Source organism: Pedobacter humicola (assembly GCF_056490705.1).
Genome location: NZ_JBWJIG010000016.1, coordinates 45,489 through 63,041, shown reverse-complemented (window position 1 = coordinate 63,041; position 17,553 = coordinate 45,489). Strand labels below are relative to the sequence as shown.

Here is a 17,553-nt window from a genome sequence, read left to right as displayed (position 1 = left end):
ATCTATGGCTAAAAATACTCAATTATCTCAGACCGCAATACTAGAACATAAAGGCAGTTACCGTTACGATTAAGAAAACCGCAAAAGAAAAGCCCACATCCCGGCTGAAAAACCAGAACCGCCTTTCGGGTATACCAGATTCGCTGAACTTTTGTTTTAACAGATCTACTTTAATCTGGTTCTCTGCCATTTCTTTTTGCATGATTTTAGTATCGGGGAACTTCCTTCCATCCTGCGAAGTTGCCGGATACACGATATATTGCCCAGAAGCCGTGGAAAGATAAATAAGGGGTACGCCTCCAAAAAATGATTTAAACTGATAACCTAAAATTTGCTTTGGCTTCTCATCAATAAGCAGACCATCTTGCCAGCTGATCGTATTGCGGCCATAAGCAAAATACAATAGCGTAGCGCCGATGATTGCGGGCCCGGTCATAAAAGCCGCCGTATGCGATCCGAAATAATCATTTACGGCCCTGGCACGCTGGGCAAGTTCCGGATAACCATTATGCGACGCTATTGCAAATAGGAAAACCAATGTAAACATCCAAAACACCATGTCGAAAGCTAAAAAAGCAATACGCAGGTTACCACATTTAAAGCGGAGCACTTCGGGGCCAGGTAGCGTTATTGGTGTAGATTCGTTAAAATACATAGCCTATAAACATACGGATGTGCAATTGGTTCTACAAAACTTTAGGCGAAGCTCCGATAACCAGGTATTGCTGTTTCATATTTTCTTTTATTTAAGTTCGGTTTTTCAGAATTATGGCTTGCTTGAATTTACGAAACTATAGTTTCATAAATCATTGATTGCTGTGAGCAGTTTATGATTGTTAATTTAGTGCCAAGGTATTAATTTTAGTCAGTAAACAATCTATATCAGCAGACCATCCAAAAATGAAATACCTACTCTTCCCTTGTTCCATTTTATTTCAAACAGTTAAACATCAGGTTGTATATTTGAGCAATAAAATATCCTCATGGCCAGTACAAACGATATGAAAAGGCTTACACGCCTGAGCGCGATATTATTACAGCTTCAAACCAAAAGCGTGGTAAGCTCGGGCCACCTTGCCGAAAAATTTCAAGTCAGCGTTCGTACCATTTACCGCGACATCAGGGTGTTGGAACAGATTGGCGTTCCCATAGTCAGTAGTGAAGGAAAGGGCTATTCGCTTGCCGAAGGTTATAAAATCCCGCCAATCATGTTTTCGGAAGAGGAGGCCAGTGCCTTGATTACCGCCGGACAATTGCTTAGGCTAAATAAAGACAGTTCATTAATCATCGCTTTCGATCAGGTTGTAAACAAGGTTAAAGCCGTTCTAAACTATACTGCAAAAGAAAAACTGGAACTCCTTTCTACAAGGGTGGCGGTTAGCCCTATGCATATCGAGCCCTCCACCAGCAGTTCATTAGCCTTGATCCAAAACGCACTTACCAGTTTTACCCTGTTGCGTATCCGCTACCAGGCGGAAGGAAAAGCAGAAGATACCGGGCGACTGGTAGAACCATTTGCCTTTTATTACAGTGGCCAGCAACAATGGACACTGATTGCCTATTGCAGGCTTCGGAACGACTTCAGGATGTTTCGGTTAGACAGGATCAGCGAGGTTTATCCGATGGAGATTAAGTTTGCACCCCACCAGCTTAGCCTGCAACAATTTCTGGAGGAAAAAGAAAAAAAATTTTTAAGCAGTGACAAACTGTTGTCATAAGGCCGCTATAATTTCGCTGTACAAATAAAATTTTAAAGCGATGAATTTAGTATCTATTCGAATCATTACCGCCAACATCGAGGAAATGATCACCTTTTATGAACGGATAACAGGCAGCCCTGCCATCCGCTACACCGCAGATTTTGCGGAAGTAAAAACCAAAACGGCTACACTTGCCATAGGAAGTACCAGAACATTAGGATTTTTCGGCGGCAATTCGGTAGCTGAAGCAGCACACAACCGTAGTGTGATTATCGAATTTCTTGTTGCAGACGTAGACGAAGAATTTCGGAGATTAAACCCTCTTTTAAAAGAAGCAGCTGTTCAGGAACCCACCGTGATGCCCTGGGGAAACAAGTCGCTCTTACTGAGAGATCCTGATGGCAATCTGGTAAATCTGTTTACACCCCAAAGTCCGGAAGCAATAGCGAAGTTTGAGTAATGTCATTAAGCTACATGTTTTTGCCGCTGATAAACACGGATTTTTATATCCCGCCTAAAGAGTTCGGCTGGGCGTTTATCTCTTGGAAATCGGGACAGGTCGTGGTTAAAGATGCTCAATGATATTACCTCCATCAGCTAAAATCAGTAGCTTTTAATCAGGAATTAAATTTTATAAGTTAGCCACAACACATCATTCTCCATTCGTTCTACACGATCCAGTTTGAGTAAGGTTGCACCTTCTTTTTTAACTTTTGGGTCCACCTCAAATAATGTAGAAGTAGCAATGGTACCATCTGCGATGGGTAACAACAATTGGTGTAGTTCATCAATGAGGCTTTCATTCAGGAAACTTCCATTGATGTGCGCACCACCTTCCAGCATGAGTTTTTCAATGCCAAATAACTTTCGCAGTTTCTTAAGTGCAACCTTTAATTCTACTTCTTCTTTTCCGGCAAAAATATAAGATACGCCTATCTCTTGCAGATGCGCAAGGTAAGCATCTTTAACACTTTCGGTAAGAATCGTGATGACATGGTCGCCCTGCATAGTGGATTGTTCCCATCCCAGCCTTGCTTGGCCATCAATCGCGATCGCATAAGTTTTGGCATCAGTTTCAGCAACAAAATCACGGCGGTCGATTTCCTGGTGCCCATTCTTCAATATGGGCTTTGCAAAATTGGTGAAATCTTTCTCCATGGTCGTTCTGCCCACGATCCATGCGCCAATACCAATTTTTTCATGTATTTTCTCAAAGGTGCCCCGAAGCAATTCTATCTTTTGACTATTTCCCCACTTTTCTACGAGGATTTTTCCATCCAGGGAGGTCATCATTAAACATATGATATATGGGCGCTCATCATTTTTCATACTCGTCTTTTGGTAAACTCAACAAAAATGCAAGGCACTTGTTTATTTTTTAATGAGATAAAGAAACGATCAGTTTAAAGAGCGGTATTCATTTGGCGAATTGCCCACATGTTGTTAAAATGAGCGACTGAAATGCTGCGGATATTTAAATCCGAGGGCGTAGGCGATCTCACTGGTCGATTGATGTGTTTTGTTTAAACTAGATCGCCGGAATATATTGACAGCAGGTATCCCCCTACTTGCTATCATTTGAGTTTCAGAATGAGGCTATGTCGCAATCCACATCTAACGTTGTCGTTTTTACGTCGTACTAAATTCTCTAATGGGTTCCATATTTGTATTGTCAATACAGATCAACAAAAATTAATCGCATATGAAAAAATTATTCAAAACCGGTAAGCTAGTTAAATCAATCATCATTACAATCATGACGATTACAGCAGCGCAATCAAGCGCGCAACAGGTCAAACCCGCGCAGAGCGGTTACGCACCTGTTAAGGATACCAAGGTTTATTATGAAGTGTACGGGGAGGGCAAACCAGTGATATTAATCCATGGTGCTTTTATGACTATCGCAGGAAACTGGGGACAACTCATACCCGAATTATCAAAAACAAGAAAGGTAATTGCCATTGAAATGCAGGGGCATGGGCACACAGCTTATTCAGACCGTAAATTAGACCAGCCCACCATGGCAAGCGATGTGGAAGCGGTGATGAATTATTTAAAAGTAGACAGTGCTGATGTTGTAGGTTATAGCATGGGTGGTTCTATCGCTTATCAGTTCGCCATGCAAAGTCCTAAACGGCTAAGAAAATTGGTGATTATTTCTTCTACCTATAAAACCACTGGCTGGATGCCCGAAGTAAATAATGCCTTTAAAGGAATGAAACCTGAATTTTTAGCGAATACCCCAATGAAAACGGCCTATGATGCGGTAGCGCCGGATAAAACGAAATGGACTAAGTTCTTAGAACAGATGATTGCTTTTGCCAATATACCATTCGACATGGGCGATGCCAATATTGCAAAAATTACTGCACCGGTACTGATCATCGCAGGCGACAATGATGGCCTGGATAAAATTGAACTGATCAAAACCTATCAGTTGCTGGGCGGTGTTAAATTTGCCGATATGGGTGCCATGCCAAAATCGCATTTGGCCATTGTTCCGGGGCAAACACACGTAGGCCTGATGATGCAGGCAGAAACCATATTAGGTTATTTGAATGATTTTTTAAAGTAAGTATACCATAATTAATAATCACACAGCTTATAATTGGGCACTTATGTTTAAATGGTTAAAAAGTGCATCGAAAGATGTACCTTTTAACCGTTTTACCAACTTAATCCACTCAGCGCTTTTTTGTGATTTTCTTCATACCTGAACCTGCTCACCTCTGCGGAGCAGCGCCTTCACAAAATTAGCGCCCAAAAGGCCCATATCCACAAATGCTTTCATAGAATATTTATTAATGGCATAAATGTAACGACTTGGTCACGACTTCCGCAATGGCATCTTATATTTCATTCATTCATTCTTTAACGATAGCTTGACTAAATATTCAACAAGCACTGAAGAATAGTTCACACCAACGATCTTTCATTTACCAAAAACCAATGTTTGAAAGCGGACGGAAAAATCAGAGTGACCTTATGTGCGGAACAGGCGGCCATTTTGTTGAAATACCCCACTCATTAATTATATTTGTTTTAATATTCTTAATCAAATTATCCCAAATGATGACACCCCTAACCGTAATTGATATCAAACAGGAAACAGACGCTTTCGATAGCAACAAAAATATTCCGCTGTCATTTTTTAACGATCATGTGGTAAGGGCGGGCATCATGACGGAACCTTTTTACTGGCATTACCACCCCAATAGCGATGAAACTTTCCTGGTAACGGAAGGGATTTTGTTAATTGACCTTGAAGACCGTACTGTTGAACTTAAACCTGGTCAGCTGTTCACGGTCCCGGCAAATGTGAAGCATCGGACCAGGCCGCTGGGCGGGCGTTCCGTAAATCTTACTTTTGAGCTAGCTGGTATGGAAACTGTTAAATGTATCGTGTAGCTGTTATAGAAGACTGTCATTTATAAGAAAAAGATGGCGATAAAAGAAGGTTCGTTGGCCATCTGAAATTATACAGAACCTGTTAAATGAAAGTGTTGCAAAGGGAATCCTAAAAAAATAGGCCCCTCTAAAAAAGAGAATTTTATGATCAAAAAATGCTTAGTTCCAATAATTATTCTATCATTTATAACCTGCCAGCTATATGCACAGCACCTGGCTTTAAGGTCGCTGATCAGTGAGTTGTCTGACTCTTCCAAAGGACATCTCGGTGTTTTTATCAAAATCCCGGAAACCGGAGATACGCTAAGTTTTCATAACCAGGAACATTATGTAATGCAAAGCGTATTCAAATTTCCAATTGCCGCATTTATTTTGAAACAGGTTGATGAGGGGAAATTGAAACTCGACCAGAAAATATTTGTCCGGAAAGCTGAGCTTCACAAAACGGTAAGTGCACTCTATGAGAAATACCCCGATGGAAATGTTTATATCAGGGTACGCGAAATACTTGAAGACATGGTGACCAAAAGTGATAACAATGCCTGTGATCTGCTTTTAAAATTGGCAAAAGGCCCTGCTGTAGTACAGAAGTTTATAAACGGCCTTGGTATAACCGATTTCCAGATGAAAGTAAATGAAACCGGAATGGCCGGATCCTGGGAGCGGCAATATTTAAACTGGACCACCCCATCTTCCCTGGTTTCACTTTTAGAAATGACATTAGCACAAAAGGTATTATCGAAAAGTTCGAATGAACTTCTTCGGAAATGGATGAGGGAAACCTATGTAACACCTAAGCGGATCAGGTTCTTTTTGCCCATAGGAACGATAGTTGAACACCGGTCGGGTACATCCGGAACGAATGAAAAGGGTTTGTCGCCCGGCACTAACGATATCGCTACGATAACCCTGCCTACCGGCAAACACCTTTGTATTGCGATTATGATTACAGATTCTTATGCGAGTGATGTGCAACGTGATGCAATTATTGCGAAGATAGCAAAAGCAGCATTTGATGAATTTTCAAGGGGATAAGGTCTTTAATAACCATATTGATGCGATAAAGATGGAATGCACAAGCCGAATTTATTTGCCCGGCCTATAGCATTCCATCTATTTTATGTGATAATTGAAATTACAACGGAGAATAGGTTGCTATGATTGGCCCCCCAACCGAGACTTCATTCGTTCTCTAAGGTTGGGTTGCTTAAAGTACCCGGTAAGTTCTAAAGAATAGATTACACTGGTGATCTTCCATTTGCCATCTTTTTTTATTAGCCCCAGATATTTACTGCCCCAATTGGTCATTTCGTGATTTGCCCAAAAACTATAGTCCATAGTTACAGTGGCTACGGTGCCATCCTCAACAATCTGTATATGATCAAACTTATCTTCGGTTGATTTATATTGGAATAGGCCCCTTAGAAAACCTTTGTAACTTCCCGCAAAATAATTGCTGCCAGTTGTTTTTGCGCCCTTTTTCACAATCTCTTTGGCCTGCGATCTTTCTTTAACTGCCGCACACCAGGTAACGGGACCATCATTGAACAAGCTGTAAAATTTAACAGAGTCTTTTGCGATGACGCTTTCGCTGTACTGGTTGATGATATCTTTTATCGCGCTTTTATTGTCGGCCGCCCGTTGGGCAAATCCCTGCTGAATGGCAATCAACAGGATAATTGATAATAATTTTACGGGTTTCATTTTTATGTAGTATTAAGTTTTTTCGAATGGGACGAAATGATGTGCAGGAGCAATTAAGCCTCTAAGCTTCATAGAAAATATTTATTTCTGTTGACTGGTAATGATTTTATACTCTATCGTTAAACCTTCATAACCATAGGCATCTGCTTTCATTTCGTGGATGGCGGTATAACTTACCGGATGAACATCTCCAAGAATAGAGTTTAACGATTGGTGCACCGCCTTAATATAATTGGCTTTATCTGTTTTTAGATTGGTAGAATCTGAAATTTTAATATTCAGATGGAAGCTTTTTGTTTTTAGGTCGGCCAGCGATGCCGCATTCACAAACCAGAGATGCTCTGGAACGAACGAAATGGTGACAACGGTAACCTCAGGCTTTTTGTTTAAAACCGCCTTCGTCAATTGGCTGATTTCTTTTACGAGTTCTTGTGCTAAAGCAGGGTTTTCCTCACCACTTACTTTTAAATCAATTATGGGCATACGTCAATATTTAAGTGAATTAATGGGGTAAAATTCAGCTTAAATAGAACGTTATTTGTTGATGTAGGTTAAGAGTTTGATTCTGCTCAGCGATTCGGGTTTAATACCTAGATAAGAAGCAATATGATATTGCGAAACCCGCTGTTGTATACCTGGGTATAGGATAGACAAGCCTTCCAATCTTTCTGCCGCCGATTGTTTTAAAAAAGAGGTCTCGCGTCTGCATTTCCTGATAAAATACAGATCAGAAATGTATTTGCCCAGTTTAAGAAAGGCACTGTCCTGTGCAATTAAGGTATTGAGCTTCTCGGAACTAATCATATAAATGATGCTATCCCTTAATGCTTCGATATTGCAATTGGTGGGCATCTGCGTTAAAAAGCTGGTATAGGCACTTACAAAATCATGATCAAAATAAAAATCATTATTAAACTCACTATCATCATTCATCACGTACGATCGAAGCGTACCTGAAGATACAAAGCCAATAAAATTACAAACCATACCTTCACGGATCAAATGCGCCTTCTTCTTAAGTTTTTTGATCTTCAATTGAGCACTGAAGGTTTCAAAATGGTTCATGTCCAATCCTAACTTATCGATAAATAAAGACATTAATGATTCCATTATGCTGATAATTGCAGGGCTGATGTAAAGATAGGTTTTATTTTCTATGGTATTACCGGCGTTCAGGTTTGGAAAGGGGCTGAATGATTTGGATTTTTAATCGTATAGGCTCAATTGAAAATTTCGGTGAGTGGTAGCGTGTTGATTGTTTTTAGCGCGAACTTTTTTAGGTATTTCATGTTATTCAAAGACTTCACGTCATTGAAGCACAGAACAACGACCCTTTACTGCGGTGATCACTATTGCGTGTAAAAATTTTTAGCATGAAGAAACGGGGCCTGGTTTGGTTTAAGAACGATCTGAGATTGCATGATAACGAAGCTTTAATCAGGGCGCAGGAGGAATGTACCGATCTGGTTTTCTGTTATTGTATGGAGAAGAAAGATTTTGAACAGCTTGACCTTGGTTTCCCAAGGGTAGATGTGGTCAGATTCAAGTTTTTACGGCAATCTGTGCTTAATCTTAGAAAAAACCTGAAAGCTCTTGGTGGTCATCTAATCGTTGGAGAAGTTTCAGCACTTGTTACCCTACCCGGGCTGGTAGAGGAATATGGTATAACAGATGTGTATGCAGAAGAGGAGTATGCAAGTTACGAACTGAATTTGGTTGATCAGGTGAGGCGTGCTTTGCCAGGAATCAGCTTTCATTTTTTCTGGGGCAAAACCCTATACCATAAGGATGATATTCCCTTTCAGATCTCAAAGATTCCACTTACAAGTAAAGCTTATAGGATTCCTGTAGGATCAAAGGCCGAACCGCGGGCCACTTTTAGCAAGCCTACTCATGTAAATGCCGTGGCACACCTAAAAACCAAAGAATTTCCGTCGTACAGCATTTATGGGTTTACTAAAAAGGAATATGAAAATTCAAATCCATTTGTTGAGGGTGGCGAAACTGCGGCTTTGGAAAGATTGGAATATTACACCTTTAAGTCGGAGCTTTTAACCGGCTACAGGTGGCGTCGAAATAAATCAGACGGCCTGGATTATAGTTCTAAATTTTCACCATATCTGGCATTGGGTTGTATCTCCGCGAGGGAAATCTATGAAAAGGTAAAAGCTTACGAAGCCAAAGTCAAAAAAAATCAGAGCACCTGGTGGCTGGTTTTTGAATTGGTGTGGAGAGATTACTTTACCTTTAAGGGAATGCGTTTCGGCAATTCAATCTTTCAGACTAAGGGCTATAAAAATAAGGAAATCGGATGGGAAAATGATCCTGCTAAGTTTAAGAAATGGTACCAGGGGAAAACAGGAATACCTTTTGTGGATGCACATATGCGGCAGTTAAACCAAACCGGGTACATGAGTAACCGTGGCCGTGTAAACTGTGCAAGCTATCTTGTGCATGATTTAAAAGTAGATTGGACATGGGGTGCCGCTTATTTCGAAACTAAACTGATCGATTATGACGTCAGTTCAAATTGGATGAACTGGCATATGCAGGCATTTGAAATCTGGTACACCAATCCCGTACACCAGTCCAACAAATACAAAGCACAGCATTTTATCCGTCAGTGGATTCCTGAGCTTGCAGATAAAAACGACGTTGAAGTGCTAATCCCCTGGGAATTTGATATTCCCGCCTATCCAAAGCCTATTGAAGTATATAAAAAATGGAGCAGGGCTATTGGTCTGATACAGAAACAAACGTCTTAATATCATGATTTCATTTCAATTTCTCTGCTTATGTTTAGCCATGGATGTAAGCAGATTAACACGGATTTTTATACCTCTGGCTGGACGTGTCCAGTCTTAATAATGGCTTTGAGGTGCTAAGAAAAAGCTAATATACTTTAACACCATATTGAGCCGTACAGACAAAATACTTGAGCCGTAGAAGAAAGTTTCTGCTGTGGCGAATGTTGATCTTTGTATTATGAACAACATCACAAAAATTCAGTTGGGCCAAAATGGCCCCTTCGTTTCTAAACTTGGTTTAGGCTGTATGCGCATGTCGTCTGTTTGGGGCGGGCCAACACCTAGCGAAACAGAAAGCATCGCCACCATCCATGAAGCTCTAGATAGCGGTATTAATTTTTTAAACACCGGAGACTTTTACGGCGCCGGACATAATGAAATGCTCATTGGCAAAGCGATTAAAGACAGGCGCGATGATGCCTTCATCAGCGTAAAATTCGGTGCCATTTTTCACAACGGACAATGGCTGGGCCTCGATCTGAGACCTATGGCCATCAAGAATTTTATCAATTACTCTTTAACCCGTTTGGGTATCGAAACCATCGATCTTTATCAGCCTTGCCGGATGGATGGGAGTGTGCCCGTGGAAGACATCATTGGAACGATTGCCGACCTGATTAAAGAAGGCAAGGTGCGCCACATTGGGGTATCCGAAATTAATGCAGAGCAGCTTCGCCAGGCCAATAGTATCTACCCGGTTAGCGCCTTAGAGATTGGATATTCGCTGGCCGACCGTCAGATCGAAGCCGATCTTTTACCAGCAGCAGCTGAATTGGGTATTGCCGTAGTGGCCTTTGCCAATACCGCCGAAGGCTTATTAACCGGCGAAATGAAAGCCCCGCTTGCCGAAAACGATTATCATAGCCATTTCTCCCGTTTCCAGGGCGATAACCTTTTACATAACCTCGAAAAAGTTGAAATATTGAAGCAACTGGCCCACAACAAAGGCTGTACGCCAACACAGGTGGCCATTGCCTGGGTAAAAGAACAGGGTAATCATATGATGCCATTGGTGAGCATGAGCCGCCGATCGCGTCTGCCAGAAAACATTAAAGCGCTGGATATTGTATTTACACCTGAAGAAATGAACACTTTAAACACTACTTTTGCAATAGGTGCGATACGTGGCGGCACTTACCTACAACGTTAAATGAACAGTCCAGCAGAAATTCTCCCCGGCGTAATCTTTTATTCTTACCTCTCTGCAGAGCGGAAAGAGAAGGTATGTTTCTGGAACCATCATACCCTGGTACTACAGGTTTCAGGACAGCTGACCCTGGAAACCTCCGGACAAAACATTTCGATAAGGGGAGGAGAGGTGCTGCTGATCGGCAAAAACCAGCTGGGTACGCTCACCAAAACACCGCTGCCCGGCGGGAACTATGAAACCATTGTGATATCCCTGCAGGAAGACCTGTTGCGCAAGATCGTGCTCGAAGAAAAGCTTGAGGCCGACCGTAAATATATTGGTCCGCCAAATATCCTGATTCCGACAAACGAATTCCTGCAGGGCTATTTTCAATCTATTGTGCCCTACGCCCGAAGCTCGGGTGCCACCATGACCGACGAAATGGGAATTTTGAAAGTGAAGGAAGGAATCAAATTATTATTACTTGCCCTTCCTGCACTCCGTAACTTTTTATTCGACTTTTCAGAACCCTATAAAATCGACCTGGAAAAGTTTATGCTGAGCAACTATCATTTCAATGTGCCTGTCGAAAAATTCGCACAGCTTACCGGGCGCAGCCTGGCAGGTTTTAAACGCGATTTCCTGAAAACATTCGGGGCACCGCCCCGGCATTGGTTGCAGGATAAACGGCTGACTGAAGCTAAACACCTGATCGAAAGCAAACATCAGAAACCCTCCTCCATTTATCTCGACCTGGGCTTCGAAAGCCTGTCGCATTTTTCGCATTCCTTTAAGAAAAAGTTCGGTATGGCACCTACCAGTCTCCACTATAGGCTTTCTCCAAATGATGTTTAAATGACGCAGCATTATTAGCTGAAAACAGCTGGGTGCAAACGATTAGTGGTGTAGAAGGATTTCCGTAGTTATACACTTCATCTGGTCTTAGCGTCTCGCTAAGACCTCATTCATTTTTTATATAAAAAGGAGCCCATTTACCGCAGGCATTTCTATTTTGTGTATTCGACCAGCAAATTGATAATCGCTGTTTTGTCAGCCAGGTATTTATTGCATAAAAATACACCACCCAAACCTGTTTTAGGATTGAAGAACAGAAAAGAACTTACTCCCGGGTCATCCCCATCATGGCCGATGGTGCCATTGGTGTAAAGATTCCAGAATATCCCTTTATTGCGGTTAACCAGACTGATGCCTTTTGGTGGATGTGTTTTAGAAAACTGCGGTATAAACATGCTGTCAACAGATGCTTTCTTTAGTAAGGATTGATCGCCGTTATAGGCGCGGAGCATCGCCATGATATACTTACTGAGGTCGGTTGTATTGGTTCTTAATCCGCCTTCGGGATAGGTGATGAAATCATAATAAGGAAGAACCGCCTTCTGGTTATAATATGGCCGGGCATAGTTTTTTAAATTATGCTTATCGAATCGCCATCCCGAATGATTCATGTTGAGGGGCTTTAGGATGTATTTTTGCGTAAAATCACCAAAAGACAGGCCAGATTTTAATTCGATTAAATATGCAGCGAGCGCCGATGCAATATTACTATAACTGGACGATGTGCCCGATGCGCCGGTACCAAAATTTTCCTTATGGTAATATTGGCCATTTTGCGCTAAATAGTCGTGCATAAACGAGGCCAGTGAGGCATCATTGATCTTCTGTTGATAGCCAAGATCCTGTAATATTTTATAGGCCGCAGTATCATAAGGCGCTATAGTGGTATTAAAATGGTAAATATTGGGTAACACAGCGGGATTGTCTACTATCCCGGAGGTATGGTTGGTGAGCTGCCTGATGGTGATCACCCCTGCCGGATCATTAGGGTTAATTACTTTAAAAGGGAGTATCGTGTTGATGTCGGTATCCAAACTGAAGTAACTCAATTCTATGGCTTTCATCAGCGCTATCGCGATAAACGTTTTGCTCACCGAACCGATGTTCTGGATACTATGTGAAGTGTATTTAATTTTCTCGCCAACATTGGCAAAGCCGAAATCCTGTTCATATACCACCTTTTGGGAGTTTGTTAAAATAACAGAGATTCCGGGCAGGCTATCCTTTTCAAAAACCGCTTTTAAAGATTGGCTAAGCCGTTCTTCTTTAGACTGGCAAAAGCTGGTCTGGCTATGGATAACCAGTAATAAACAGATGATGGCGATCAGTTTCAATTTTTGCATAAGATGTGGTTTAAACTTAGGCAAAGTTATATGATCATCAATGACTAAGATTGTAAAAAATCGAAATGCCCCGATTTAGGAAGCAGGTAATCGCTGGCGTCAAAAAGGGAGGGTGCCCCACTGATGATCTGCTGATAAGATCTGATGAAATGTGATTGATCGTAATAGCCATGTTGGTAGGCAAGACGACTTAAATGCGCAGGTGATTCAAGCTGATCAAGATCATTAATCAATTTTCTGAGTTGCAAAATGCGCTGAATTTCTTTAGCCGAAGGGCCAACCAACTGTTTAAATTTCTGCTCCATCCGACGCTGTGAATATCCCGAACGCTCCACTACATCTAAAATACGGTTTTGTCCATTTGATCCCTTTTCCTGTAGTTTTTGAAATACCCACTGGATAAGCTTGCAATCCGGATCTGCAGTAAGATAAGCTTCGAGTTTTTTGCAAAGTATTGTGGCAATAACTTCAGGGCTGGCATGATTTACGTTTAGCAGGTTTTGATAAAGGTTTAGGTTGATGTGCTCCAAACTGAGTACATCGTTAACCAATCTGTTCATCGGAAAATTCGTAATCAGCAAAGGTAGCCATGGTTTTACCTGTGCCATAACGGCCTTGGTATCTGGCTTTACAGCGACACTGGTGCGGTGTGTAATCTGCCCGGCAAGAAAAATACCCGAAGGCAATTCGACGGTTTGATGCGGGAAATTTAAGGTAATCCCATTGCCACTGATAAAGGCGATGGTACAACAGCCATTCGGAAGGGCAAATTTCGGTTCAGTATAAAAAGGGTTACCGGAATTGTCCAGCGTCCAGAATTTTTGAATATAATCCTTGTAGTGGTCGGTAAATAACTCATTATAAAACACACTCATTTCATGATCAATTATAAATCAAATGTGTAAATATTTTCGTCAATAGTGAAAAATAGTTCATTGGTTCAATAGTCATTCGTTCATTGGTCATGCGTGACTGCAAACTATCCATTGCGAACCGTCCTTTTGTTTGAATCGGTTAATTGTCGCAAAGCGCCTCACGCTAAACGTAAAGCAATCTCCTTCAAGGTTCACAAAGAGCAGGCGCGGCGCACTTAGAGCAGGTTGTCCCATTCCACCATCCATTTTACATCTTCCATCTTTAACCATATGGTAAACCCATAATAGAAAAGAAAGACCATCTTGTAAACAACATCCAGTAAAATCAGATTATCTTATTCCAGCATAGGACACATTATTTTTTCCAGCTACCAAGTTAACCCCAGGTTAACCCTTTGCTTACCTTTTCTCTACCTTTTCTTTACCTATTGCTTACCTATTCTTTACCTAAAGGGTAAATAAATGGTAAGGCCAGGGTCTGTTTTGGGTATGGAATGGGTGAGCCAGTCTGCCAGTGGGTATGAAGAGCGCGGTTTTTAAGAATAGTTTTAAGAGTATGCCGGTAATTCAAAAGGTACAGATTTTGCCCAAAATAAGGTTTATACTTAAGGCAGGGGTTGTGTATTAGAAATAAGGGTTAGGTACAGTGTTTTATATCAGGTGAACCATTCTTTTCCGTCTTCTAAACGCTCCAAAAAGTTAGTAAAGGATGTCCCGACTTCAATATGCGCTTCTTCTTCGATTAGCAGAGGGGATAATATAATTCTTAAACTACGGCTGTGCAGTTGTTCTATTGCAATAAATTCTCCGTTACCATTTCCTCCTATGCCTACTGTGTTTGGTAAATACCTGAAAATCTCAAGGTCAGTATTCATTTCAATAATTTCGTCAAAGTCCCAAAGCCGAATATATTCCATCCCAATAAAATCTTCAATTTCCGGATATTTTAAAGCATAAGCTTTATAGTCATCAGGAAGTTTAAAGTTTATTATTTCTTCAACTTCCTCAAAAGTGATTCTGGGTTTGCCAATCCGTTTAGCAAATTTATATTTGGTTAGTATTTCTTCAAATCTCTCCATACTACTTAACTATTCTTCAACATTGGCTAAAATTGGCAACTAAATAGTTATTCCAAATAAATTCTTAATAATGGTTTCTACTGCACTTTTTGTCCTCGGAACATTGTCAATAAGTAAATATTCATGGAGCCTGTTGGCAACGGTTTCCGGCCGTGGCTGATCAATCAGCGTAGGGTTTAATTGTCGTAACCAGGGCGATTGGTTTAACCTTTTGCCTGTAGTGGTGCAATAAATCAAACTGTCAAGCGCAATCAGACTCAATGGACGGCCGGTACTTAACCACTTATTTGCCCTGTCCCAACTAAATTGTGAACTTGCTGCAAGTCGCCCCCAATTTGACGAAATGTTTTTAATCCTGTCACTAACTTGTTCCATCCAATCGAGTGTATTGCTGCTTTGAAAATAGAGCAATGCAGAAATATTTTCGGATAAAAATTTTTCGTCTCCGTTTTCAAGATCCTTTGTAATGAGTTTAAAGGCTTCATTAAAGGGTAAACATTTAGTTATGGCTTCGGCAAAAATTAAAAGCTCATGCTCATTTCTGTTTGCCCATTCCTCCCTGATCCATTCTGCTGCAGCCCCGCCCACAACCTTCCCAACAATTTCGTACGCTTTGTAGTTTATTGCACGATTGTATTGGGTCTTTTCTTTCAATATTTTAAGCACTTCCAAACTATTAAACTGGCGAAGCTGGTTGATCACAAAATCGGTGGTAAAATACTGAACGAATGAAAAGTCGATCAGCCGGTTTAAATCATTCTTGATTTGTTCAAAGTTAGGAAAGGGATACTTTTCCGCATCAACTATTTCAATAAGAGGCTGAGTAGCTTCCCCTGTATCGTAATCGTAAAAATCATCGTGTAAAAGGTATGTATGACCGTGAATTGCCGTTAAATTGAAAAACTCAAGAGGCCTTAATGCGTTGTTTAATAATTTGTTGTGGCAGGCCAAACACAAACGAAAAGGATTTTGCCCTTCGCCTGCAGGTTCTTGAATTTCAATCTCGCTTATGTTACAGCTCTCGCATTTCATTGTTGTTTATTATCCTGAACGCTAACATTCATATATGATCTCGAATTCTTATTTCCCATAGTCATTACAAACTCCCCGAATCTGGCCAGTTCGCCCAATGTGTGTTTGGCTTTAGCGTGGGTTGATATTGTTTTGGATCTTTTGTAACAATTACTTTTGCAATGAGCGGCCAGGTTTCATATGCGCTTGGCCGGTTATGCGCCCAGATTTCTCTGCCCGACTGGTCGTTTAGTACCTCTTGTTGTTTTATCATTTGCGAAAAATGCTCAAAGCTCATTCCATTGAGGCCGTTTTTATTCAGTTGATAAGTTTCACGTAACTGCTCATCGCTCATGGCTGGCCTGATTTCCAGTGGAAAGTCTTTATGAAACCACTCGTCGAGTACTAATATTTTCTTCAAATCAGTGGGGATCGACTTGTAGAGTTCTTTATCTGTTGCACGGAATAATTCGCGGTTTTCCAAAATAGCCAGCCGGCCAGCTTCTTCGGCACTGATTTCATTGGGTGTATAGGCTTTTAATTCAATCCCCGCGTTTTTATAATCTGGCGCATGATGGCTTAAAGCAACCTGTTTTTCCTTCACCAGCCAAAATTTCGCATCTGGTTTTAAACCTTCATCTTCAACCGTTTCGTTAAAGTTTTTTTCGTTGATCGGATATACACTGTAGTAATTTATTGGCCGATTGTTATAATGTTCCAGGTTGACCAGGCAATTGCCATAATAATGGATTTCGAGTAAAATTGTCCCTGCCCTCGGATTGTATCCAAGCCGTTCAACAGCAATGGCCCACTGGTTATGGTCGTTAACAAAAACATTCAGCCGGGTATCAATCAGGTAGGAATATACATGACCAAGTTCAACAAATGAACAATAGTATCCATCATTGGAATTGTCGAGGGTATTTAGGATTTTTTCTTCGGTCATTACATTGCAGGCGGTGGTAATTCTTTCTTCGGTAGGTAATTATCAATTTTGTTTTGCTTCAAAATCTCTGCTTTAATTTTGTTGAAGTCAATTGCGAACTTTTTGGTTTTTGTTGAATCATCCTGGTTGTAGATTTTGTCGCTAAGCGAATTGATCAGCTCGTTATACTCATAACTCATAAAAGGCTCGATAAAGCACATTTGACTTTGCTTTTTACCTTGGTTAAAAGAAATATAATCACGACCTCCGGCATAATGCATGCCTGCGCCGAGCTTTTTGGTTTTAACAAAACTTTGAAGATTCTTTTCGGTCAGTTTATTTAGGGCTTCTATTTCATGATCAGATAACTGGGCGGTGTAATAAGCGGGGCCATGATTGCCATTTATAAAAATATTTAATCTTCCATCCGGGTCAATTGTTGAGTATGAACTTATTTCCAGATTCTTGGAAGATATCATATCATAGCTGACCAGTTTAAAATTTTGCACTTTTATTTTTTGTGCACAGCAAGTAAAACTGATTAAGATTGCTGAAAAGAAGACCATGTTCTTCATTTGTGTTTGATGCGAGAGGTAAAAAATTGATCGTTGTTTAAAATCTGAAAGGTATGCAATATCTGGAATAGTTACAAAAAGCGATGTTGCAGGGAAGGAGGGTTTCTAAAAGGAATTAAGGTATTGATTTAAGGAAAGCACA

At 40.8% G+C, this 17,553-nt stretch carries 19 protein-coding genes; 8 read left to right on the top strand and 11 right to left on the bottom strand.

Features of this window, described 5'->3' with window-relative positions; all coding sequences use genetic code 11:
- Window positions 1-40 precede the first annotated feature (40 nt).
- A complete protein-coding gene (locus tag AC04Q1_RS21400) occupies window positions 41-655 on the bottom strand; it encodes a hypothetical protein (RefSeq protein WP_478366578.1) in 615 nt (204 codons plus the stop codon).
- A 328-nt stretch (window positions 656-983) separates the two neighbouring features.
- Here AC04Q1_RS21400 and AC04Q1_RS21395 point away from each other — a divergent pair, with 328 nt between their 5' ends.
- Both AC04Q1_RS21395 and AC04Q1_RS21390 read left to right on the top strand, forming a co-directional pair.
- Window positions 984-1,718, top strand: coding sequence for a helix-turn-helix transcriptional regulator (locus AC04Q1_RS21395; RefSeq protein WP_478366577.1), 735 nt, complete (start codon window positions 984-986; stop codon window positions 1,716-1,718).
- A 40-nt stretch (window positions 1,719-1,758) separates the two neighbouring features.
- Window positions 1,759-2,160 carry a VOC family protein gene (locus AC04Q1_RS21390; RefSeq protein WP_478366576.1) on the top strand — a complete coding sequence of 134 codons (402 nt, stop codon included), beginning with the start codon at window positions 1,759-1,761 and terminating at the stop codon, window positions 2,158-2,160.
- Window positions 2,161-2,324: 164 nt separating this feature from the next.
- Here the strand turns inward: AC04Q1_RS21390 and AC04Q1_RS21385 are convergent, their stop codons facing one another.
- Window positions 2,325-3,029 (bottom strand): dihydrofolate reductase family protein, encoded by a 705-nt coding sequence (locus AC04Q1_RS21385; protein WP_478366575.1) that lies wholly within the window; start codon window positions 3,027-3,029, stop codon window positions 2,325-2,327.
- Window positions 3,030-3,402: 373 nt separating this feature from the next.
- Here AC04Q1_RS21385 and AC04Q1_RS21380 point away from each other — a divergent pair, with 373 nt between their 5' ends.
- The 3 genes from AC04Q1_RS21380 to bla all read left to right on the top strand — a co-directional run bounded on the left by AC04Q1_RS21380 (window position 3,403) and on the right by bla (window position 6,143).
- Window positions 3,403-4,275 (top strand): alpha/beta fold hydrolase, encoded by an 873-nt coding sequence (locus AC04Q1_RS21380; protein WP_478366574.1) that lies wholly within the window; start codon window positions 3,403-3,405, stop codon window positions 4,273-4,275.
- Between the two features lie 494 nt (window positions 4,276-4,769).
- Window positions 4,770-5,108, top strand: coding sequence for a cupin domain-containing protein (locus AC04Q1_RS21375; protein WP_478366573.1), 339 nt, complete (start codon window positions 4,770-4,772; stop codon window positions 5,106-5,108).
- Between the two features lie 144 nt (window positions 5,109-5,252).
- Window positions 5,253-6,143, top strand: coding sequence for a class A beta-lactamase (gene bla / locus AC04Q1_RS21370; RefSeq protein ID WP_478366572.1), 891 nt, complete (start codon window positions 5,253-5,255; stop codon window positions 6,141-6,143).
- Window positions 6,144-6,263: 120 nt separating this feature from the next.
- On the opposite strand, the gene AC04Q1_RS21365 is transcribed toward bla, so the two are convergent.
- The 3 genes from AC04Q1_RS21365 to AC04Q1_RS21355 all read right to left on the bottom strand — a co-directional run bounded on the left by AC04Q1_RS21365 (window position 6,264) and on the right by AC04Q1_RS21355 (window position 7,910).
- Window positions 6,264-6,812: a Cif family virulence factor gene (locus AC04Q1_RS21365; RefSeq protein ID WP_478366571.1), complete on the bottom strand. Its 549-nt coding sequence runs from the start codon at window positions 6,810-6,812 to the stop codon at window positions 6,264-6,266.
- Between the two features lie 81 nt (window positions 6,813-6,893).
- Window positions 6,894-7,295 carry a tautomerase family protein gene (locus AC04Q1_RS21360; protein ID WP_478366570.1) on the bottom strand — a complete coding sequence of 134 codons (402 nt, stop codon included), beginning with the start codon at window positions 7,293-7,295 and terminating at the stop codon, window positions 6,894-6,896.
- A gap of 51 nt (window positions 7,296-7,346) precedes the next feature.
- Window positions 7,347-7,910, bottom strand: coding sequence for a Crp/Fnr family transcriptional regulator (locus AC04Q1_RS21355; RefSeq protein WP_478366569.1), 564 nt, complete (start codon window positions 7,908-7,910; stop codon window positions 7,347-7,349).
- Window positions 7,911-8,185: 275 nt separating this feature from the next.
- Here AC04Q1_RS21355 and AC04Q1_RS21350 point away from each other — a divergent pair, with 275 nt between their 5' ends.
- From AC04Q1_RS21350 to AC04Q1_RS21340, 3 genes are all read left to right on the top strand, one after another.
- Window positions 8,186-9,577, top strand: coding sequence for a DASH family cryptochrome (locus tag AC04Q1_RS21350; protein WP_478366568.1), 1,392 nt, complete (start codon window positions 8,186-8,188; stop codon window positions 9,575-9,577).
- Window positions 9,578-9,797: 220 nt separating this feature from the next.
- Window positions 9,798-10,769: an aldo/keto reductase gene (locus AC04Q1_RS21345; RefSeq protein WP_478366567.1), complete on the top strand. Its 972-nt coding sequence runs from the start codon at window positions 9,798-9,800 to the stop codon at window positions 10,767-10,769.
- Complete coding sequence (locus AC04Q1_RS21340; protein WP_478366566.1) at window positions 10,770-11,603, top strand: helix-turn-helix domain-containing protein; 834 nt, start codon at window positions 10,770-10,772, stop codon at window positions 11,601-11,603.
- A 152-nt stretch (window positions 11,604-11,755) separates the two neighbouring features.
- Here AC04Q1_RS21340 and AC04Q1_RS21335 read toward each other — a convergent pair whose 3' ends face one another.
- The 6 genes from AC04Q1_RS21335 to AC04Q1_RS21310 form a co-directional block, all read right to left on the bottom strand.
- Window positions 11,756-12,946, bottom strand: a complete 1,191-nt coding sequence (locus AC04Q1_RS21335) for a serine hydrolase domain-containing protein (RefSeq protein WP_478366565.1) — start codon at window positions 12,944-12,946, stop codon at window positions 11,756-11,758.
- 44 nt (window positions 12,947-12,990) lie between these two features.
- Window positions 12,991-13,821: a helix-turn-helix domain-containing protein gene (locus AC04Q1_RS21330; RefSeq protein WP_478366564.1), complete on the bottom strand. Its 831-nt coding sequence runs from the start codon at window positions 13,819-13,821 to the stop codon at window positions 12,991-12,993.
- Between the two features lie 656 nt (window positions 13,822-14,477).
- Window positions 14,478-14,900, bottom strand: coding sequence for an SMI1/KNR4 family protein (locus tag AC04Q1_RS21325; RefSeq protein ID WP_478366563.1), 423 nt, complete (start codon window positions 14,898-14,900; stop codon window positions 14,478-14,480).
- Between the two features lie 39 nt (window positions 14,901-14,939).
- Window positions 14,940-15,932 (bottom strand): hypothetical protein, encoded by a 993-nt coding sequence (locus tag AC04Q1_RS21320; RefSeq protein WP_478366562.1) that lies wholly within the window; start codon window positions 15,930-15,932, stop codon window positions 14,940-14,942.
- Between the two features lie 64 nt (window positions 15,933-15,996).
- Window positions 15,997-16,857: a DUF7003 family protein gene (locus tag AC04Q1_RS21315; protein WP_478366561.1), complete on the bottom strand. Its 861-nt coding sequence runs from the start codon at window positions 16,855-16,857 to the stop codon at window positions 15,997-15,999.
- Window positions 16,857-17,315 carry a hypothetical protein gene (locus AC04Q1_RS21310; RefSeq protein WP_478366560.1) on the bottom strand — a complete coding sequence of 153 codons (459 nt, stop codon included), beginning with the start codon at window positions 17,313-17,315 and terminating at the stop codon, window positions 16,857-16,859. Before AC04Q1_RS21310 ends, AC04Q1_RS21315 begins: the two co-directional genes overlap by 1 nt.
- Window positions 17,316-17,553: the final 238 nt, after the last annotated feature.

What these genes read in the sequence shown, in the direction of transcription:
- AC04Q1_RS21320 (WP_478366562.1), bottom strand. Translation starts at nt 15,932, where the DNA reads ATGAAATGCGAGAGCTGTAACATAAGCGAGATTGAAATTCAAGAACCT.
- AC04Q1_RS21340 (WP_478366566.1), top strand. Translation starts at nt 10,770, where the DNA reads ATGAACAGTCCAGCAGAAATTCTCCCCGGCGTAATCTTTTATTCTTAC.
- AC04Q1_RS21390 (WP_478366576.1), top strand. Translation starts at nt 1,759, where the DNA reads ATGAATTTAGTATCTATTCGAATCATTACCGCCAACATCGAGGAAATG.
- AC04Q1_RS21355 (WP_478366569.1), bottom strand. Translation starts at nt 7,910, where the DNA reads ATGTCTTTATTTATCGATAAGTTAGGATTGGACATGAACCATTTTGAA.
- AC04Q1_RS21335 (WP_478366565.1), bottom strand. Translation starts at nt 12,946, where the DNA reads ATGCAAAAATTGAAACTGATCGCCATCATCTGTTTATTACTGGTTATC.
- bla (WP_478366572.1), top strand. Translation starts at nt 5,253, where the DNA reads ATGATCAAAAAATGCTTAGTTCCAATAATTATTCTATCATTTATAACC.
- AC04Q1_RS21395 (WP_478366577.1), top strand. Translation starts at nt 984, where the DNA reads ATGGCCAGTACAAACGATATGAAAAGGCTTACACGCCTGAGCGCGATA.
- AC04Q1_RS21400 (WP_478366578.1), bottom strand. Translation starts at nt 655, where the DNA reads ATGTATTTTAACGAATCTACACCAATAACGCTACCTGGCCCCGAAGTG.
- AC04Q1_RS21350 (WP_478366568.1), top strand. Translation starts at nt 8,186, where the DNA reads ATGAAGAAACGGGGCCTGGTTTGGTTTAAGAACGATCTGAGATTGCAT.
- AC04Q1_RS21310 (WP_478366560.1), bottom strand. Translation starts at nt 17,315, where the DNA reads ATGATATCTTCCAAGAATCTGGAAATAAGTTCATACTCAACAATTGAC.
- AC04Q1_RS21330 (WP_478366564.1), bottom strand. Translation starts at nt 13,821, where the DNA reads ATGAGTGTGTTTTATAATGAGTTATTTACCGACCACTACAAGGATTAT.
- AC04Q1_RS21375 (WP_478366573.1), top strand. Translation starts at nt 4,770, where the DNA reads ATGATGACACCCCTAACCGTAATTGATATCAAACAGGAAACAGACGCT.
- AC04Q1_RS21385 (WP_478366575.1), bottom strand. Translation starts at nt 3,029, where the DNA reads ATGAAAAATGATGAGCGCCCATATATCATATGTTTAATGATGACCTCC.
- AC04Q1_RS21365 (WP_478366571.1), bottom strand. Translation starts at nt 6,812, where the DNA reads ATGAAACCCGTAAAATTATTATCAATTATCCTGTTGATTGCCATTCAG.
- AC04Q1_RS21380 (WP_478366574.1), top strand. Translation starts at nt 3,403, where the DNA reads ATGAAAAAATTATTCAAAACCGGTAAGCTAGTTAAATCAATCATCATT.
- AC04Q1_RS21345 (WP_478366567.1), top strand. Translation starts at nt 9,798, where the DNA reads ATGAACAACATCACAAAAATTCAGTTGGGCCAAAATGGCCCCTTCGTT.
- AC04Q1_RS21360 (WP_478366570.1), bottom strand. Translation starts at nt 7,295, where the DNA reads ATGCCCATAATTGATTTAAAAGTAAGTGGTGAGGAAAACCCTGCTTTA.
- AC04Q1_RS21315 (WP_478366561.1), bottom strand. Translation starts at nt 16,857, where the DNA reads ATGACCGAAGAAAAAATCCTAAATACCCTCGACAATTCCAATGATGGA.
- AC04Q1_RS21325 (WP_478366563.1), bottom strand. Translation starts at nt 14,900, where the DNA reads ATGGAGAGATTTGAAGAAATACTAACCAAATATAAATTTGCTAAACGG.